The organism is Stieleria sp. (assembly GCF_041595215.1).
Classification (GTDB): Bacteria; Planctomycetota; Planctomycetia; order Pirellulales; family Pirellulaceae; genus Stieleria; species Stieleria magnilauensis.
Genome location: NZ_JBFHKV010000635.1, coordinates 1 through 4,977 on the forward strand (window position 1 = coordinate 1; position 4,977 = coordinate 4,977).

The window sequence follows — 4,977 nt, forward strand, 5'->3', positions numbered from 1 at the left end:
GCAACGACGTGCGCGATCCGCGCGACGGCTTCCGAGGCCGCCATGCCGCTCGATTCATCCAAGACCAAGACGACCGGCGCGACCACGTTCTTTTCGAACAACAGCTGCTCGATGCTGGTCCATTGTTGAATGCGCGGATCGTAGTCCAACAACACGCAAGCGACGTCGCTATCGGCGGCGGCCTGATTGATCAGTGAGGTGATCGAAGAGGAGGTTTGGAAACGACAGTTCTCTGCTTGAGCCGCCTGTCCGACCTTCGAGAGCCAGCCGGCGTCCTTGCTGGCCGCGTAGACGGCCGGGCGGGGAGCGGGGGGCAGACCCATCGGGGTTTCGTGTTGGTTCATCATCAATTCGCCTTCGTGCGTTGGCGTCGGTGGTGGCGGCGGAAAACATTCACAACCGCGTAAGGAATTTGCTCATCACCTGTTGCATCGGCTGGTATGAGCGTTCGCCCTCACCCACCGCGAGGGCGTGTCATACGCGGGTGTTATTTGGCACACGCGCACATCACGCAGTGTCAAACACGCATGCGTGATCCACGCATGTGGGTCGCCGCAAACAGCGCAAAATTCACCTGGCGACGGAGCGACGGAGCGACGGAGCGACGGGTTGCGAGTTTCAAGTTTCAAGTTTCAAGTTGTGAGTACTGAGTACTGAGTACTGAGTACTGAGTACTGGGTACTGGGTACTTCTTTCTCCGCATTTCTGCCGTCCCCTCACCTGGAACCGACGGCGCGAACGCGCCACACTGTGTGGCGTGGTTTTCATTTCCAACGCGTTGCGGGTGACCGATGGCTACGTTTCGAACGGTGGTAGTGGGGACCGGCTTCATCGGGCCGGTTCATGTGGAAGCGTTGCGCCGCGCCGGGGTGCAGGTTGCCGGCATCGTGGGGTCGACGCCGGCAAAATCACGGGCGGCTTGCGAGCGTCTGGGGTTGCCGACGGATTTGGGCACGTTTGAAGAGGCGTTGGCTGATCCGTCGATCGATTGCATCCATCTGGCGACGCCCAATCGGTTGCACTTCGATCAAGCCAAAGCGGTGTTGCGGGCGGGCAAGCATGTCGTCTGTGAAAAGCCACTGGCGATGAACTCGACCGAGTCTGGCGAACTGGTGCGCCTGGCCGAAGCGAGCGGGCGGGCTGCGGCGGTGGCGTACAACATTCGGTTCTATCCGCTGTGTCACGAAGCGGCCGCGCGGGTCCGCAACGACACGTTGGGAAACCTGTTGCACGTCACCGGTTCCTACGTCCAGGACTGGCTGCTCAAGGAAACCGATTTCAACTGGCGCGTGCTGGCTGCCGACGGCGGGGAATTGAGAGCCGTCGCCGACATCGGCACGCACTGGCTGGACTTGATCCAGTTCATCACCGGCCGGCACATCACATCCGTCTGCGCCGATCTTCGAACGGTCCACCCGACGCGGCAGCGGCCGACCGGATCAGTGGAAACCTATTCCGGTGGCGCGAACAGCGACGATGGACCAACTGCGGCGGCAAGCGAACCGGTGGAGATCACGACGGAAGATTGCGGCGCGATTCTGTTGCGGTTCGCCGGCGGGGCAAACGGGTGCCTGTGGGTCTCGCAAACGACGGCCGGCAAAAAGAATTGCCTCCGCTACGAACTGGCCGGGGCTAAACAGTCCTTGGTCTGGAACAGCGAGTCGCCTAATCGGTTGGAGATCGGAAGCCGAGATCAGCCCAATGAATGCATGGTTCGCGACCCCGCACTGATGGATGCTTCGGCCGCGGCGATCTCAAGTTATCCCGGCGGTCACAACGAAGGATTTCCCGATACCTTCAAGCAATTGTTTCGTTGCTTCTACGGTTCGATCGCCAACGGCGAGGTGTCCGGGCCGGCGCCGTACCCGACATTCCAGGAGGGGCACCGCGAAATCCTGCTCTGCGAAGCGATTCTGAAGAGCCATCGCGAGCAGCGATGGGTCGATGTCGCGGGCGAAGATGGAGCAGGATAGGTGGTCGTGAGAGAGGTGTTGGAGCCTGTCGGCTCGGTGTCGACAGGCTGGAAGCCTCGCTCACTTTGGTTTCGCTCGTTGCTACGCCGAGACGACGTTGATGCGACGACCTTTCTGGTCGAATTCGACCTTTCCGTCGACCAGAGCGAACAGGGTGTAATCGTTACCCTGGCCGACTCCGCGACCGGCACGCCAGCGGGTGCCACACTGACGGATCAGGATGTTGCCTGCGTTGACTGCTTCGCCGCCGAATTTTTTGACGCCACGACGTTGCGCGTTGGAATCACGGCCGTTGCGGCTGGATCCCTGACCTTTCTTATGTGCCATCTGATTGACCTGAATCGTTGAGTTTTTTAGGGGTCCAGGAGAATATCGACAGTTCCCCGCGACTTCAACCCGTTTCCGGGGGCAGAATGGCGCAGATTTCGCCGACGGAGCGTCCACGGCACCCCGCCCGAGGGGAGGTTTGTCTCACGTGCGGATCTGGCCATCGCCCTTGACGATGTACTTGTAAGTCGTCAACTCGCGCAATCCGCACGGTCCACGGGCGTGGAATTTGTCGGTAGAGATTCCGATCTCCGCCCCCAACCCGAACACGCCGCCGTCGTTAAACCGCGTGCTCGCGTTGACCATCACGGCGGAACTGTCCACGCCTGCGGTGAACGCCTCGGCCGCCGCCAGGTCGCGGGTCACGATGGCATCGGTGTGATGGGAGCCGTACCGATTGATGTGCCCGATCGCCTGGTCGATGGATTTGACGACGGCAACACTGATGATCGGCCCCAGGTACTCCGTCCCCCAGTCGGCTTCGGTGGCGGGCACGCTGTCGGGGATCAACGCCGCGGCCGCCTGATCGGCGCGAATTTCCACCGATTCGGCTTGCAGACGTTTCGCAATGACCGGCAACGCCGAGGGCGCAATCGACTCGTGGATCAGCAGCGACTCGCAGGCGTTGCAGACACCCATCCGTTGGCATTTGGCGTTGTGAACGATGTTGCTAGCCATGTCGATGTCGGCGGACTGGTCGACGTAAACGTGGCAGTTTCCGTCGAAATGCTTGATCACGGGCATCGTGGCCTCGGCGGTCACGCGGCGGATCAGCCCCTCGCCACCGCGGGGAATGGCCACATCGATCGAATCATGAAGGGACAGGAATTCGCCGACCGCGGCCCGATCGGTCGTCGAAACCAATTGGACAGCCGCCGCGGGCAAGCCGCAGGTTTCCGCCGTGGCGGTCAGCAGGTCGACGATCGCGCGGCTGCTGTGGATCGCTTCTTTGCCGCCACGCAGGATCACCGCATTGCCGCTCTTGACGCAGATCGCCGCGGCGTCGGCGGTGACGTTGGGCCGGCTTTCGTAGATGAAGAACACCACGCCCAGCGGAACGCGTTTTTTCAGGATCTGCAGCCCTCCGGGGCGGGTGAACCCGTCCAAAACCTCGCCCACCGGATCGGCCAACATGCTGATTTCGCGGAGCGCCGTCGCAATCGCACCGATGCGGTCCGGATTCAGCCTCAACCGATCCACGGCCGCATCGGTCAATCCGTATCCCGGCGCGGCGGCCAGATCCAATTCGTTGGCGGCAATGATCTGGTCGGCCGAATCGACCAAGGCGTCGGCCGATTCGTTCAACCAGCGGTTCTTGATCTCCGCATCCAGGGTGGCCAGTTCCGCGGAGGCTTGTTTGGCGCGTTGCGCAGTGTCGCGGCAGTAAGCGGCGAGGTCGAGAGTTGGCGCGGCCGTGTTCATGGACGTGAAAATGTGATGAAAGTAAGGAATGGATCACGCAGGGGTGCTCGGGACACTATCACCATAGCCAAACTGTGCCGAGAAGGAACCTCCATTGGCCGGCACGTCGATTCGTCGCAGGTCGCCACCGCTGTCACTTGGAGTCTTGCTCGTTGACGACTGGCGGCGACACCGATACCGTTTGACCGTGCGGGAGGGGCGGCCCCCTGCCGTGCAATCGACGTCCGCCTTTTTCCAACCCGCAACGATTCGGCCGGTATGAAATTCCTATTCCTTGGAGACATCGTAGGAAAACCCGGCATGAATGCGGTGCTGCAATATACCCAGCGGATCCGCGAAGAGTTGGACCTGGATTACGTGATCGCCAACGCCGAAAATGCTTCGGACGGTTCGGGATTGATGCCGAAACAATTTGAGCGGTTGATCGACAGCGGCATCGACGGGGTCACTCTCGGCGATCATATCTTCCGCCGCAAAGAGATCGTCACCACACTGGAAAAAAGTGATCGCATCGTCAAACCGGCCAATTACCCCGACGAAGCCTCCGGCCGCCGCTGGACACTGATCAAACGAAGCGGACGCCGACCCCTGGCGATCGTCTCCATCATGGGACGCGTTTTCATGCGGCCGGTGGACTGTCCCTTCAAAGCACTCGATGAAGTGCTCGCCGAGATCGAACCGCATACCGATCAAATCTTGGTCGACGTGCACGCCGAAGCCACCAGCGACAAACAGTGCCTCGGCAGATACCTGGACGGAAAAGTCACCGCCGTGCTTGGCACGCACACCCACGTCCCCACCGCGGACACCTGCATCCTGCCCGGCCGAACCGCGTTTCAATGTGATGTCGGGATGTGCGGTCCCTACGAAAGTATCATCGGAAGAGACATCGAACGGGTCACTCACACGACTCGCACCGCAGAACCCTGTCACTTTCACGTCGCGACCGGTGATGTCCGCCTGTGTGGTGCGATCGTCGAATCGGACGCCGAAGGCCGCGCGGTGAAGATCGAACGATTCGAACAGCGCGTGATCGTCAATTAGAAGACGAGCGCGGAAAAGGGGGCAGACGCGGAAAACCAAATGGCCCCAAGGGTGCTTCGCAACTTTGGCACCTGACCGCGTTTCTGCGGCACGTTCGTTTTCGGGTAGGCGGTCGCCAATATGCCGACTACGGAGGACTCGTCGCCTCGTCCACTACTTGGAGACAGGGGACTCGTCGCCTCGTCCACTACCTGGAAATTGAGCTGCGATA

The 4,977-nt window shown here is 60.9% G+C and carries 5 protein-coding genes; 2 read left to right on the forward strand and 3 right to left on the reverse strand.

Annotated features, from left to right (window positions below; genetic code table 11):
- On the reverse strand, positions 1-347 hold a 347-nt coding region (locus ABX749_RS21490), incomplete at its 3' end, for a hypothetical protein (RefSeq protein ID WP_372897788.1).
- Positions 348-791: 444 nt separating this feature from the next.
- Between ABX749_RS21490 and ABX749_RS21495 the strand changes: the two genes are divergently transcribed.
- Entirely contained in the window at positions 792-1,973 is a 1,182-nt protein-coding gene (locus tag ABX749_RS21495) for a Gfo/Idh/MocA family protein (RefSeq protein ID WP_372897789.1), read from the forward strand.
- Positions 1,974-2,054: 81 nt separating this feature from the next.
- On the opposite strand, the gene rpmA is transcribed toward ABX749_RS21495, so the two are convergent.
- A complete protein-coding gene (rpmA, locus tag ABX749_RS21500; RefSeq protein ID WP_095738091.1) occupies positions 2,055-2,300 on the reverse strand; it encodes a 50S ribosomal protein L27 in 246 nt (81 codons plus the stop codon).
- A gap of 144 nt (positions 2,301-2,444) precedes the next feature.
- Positions 2,445-3,722, reverse strand: a complete 1,278-nt coding sequence (locus ABX749_RS21505) for a glutamate-5-semialdehyde dehydrogenase (protein ID WP_372897790.1) — start codon at positions 3,720-3,722, stop codon at positions 2,445-2,447.
- A gap of 258 nt (positions 3,723-3,980) precedes the next feature.
- Here ABX749_RS21505 and ABX749_RS21510 point away from each other — a divergent pair, with 258 nt between their 5' ends.
- Positions 3,981-4,766, forward strand: a complete 786-nt coding sequence (locus tag ABX749_RS21510) for a TIGR00282 family metallophosphoesterase (protein ID WP_145212679.1) — start codon at positions 3,981-3,983, stop codon at positions 4,764-4,766.
- Positions 4,767-4,977: the final 211 nt, after the last annotated feature.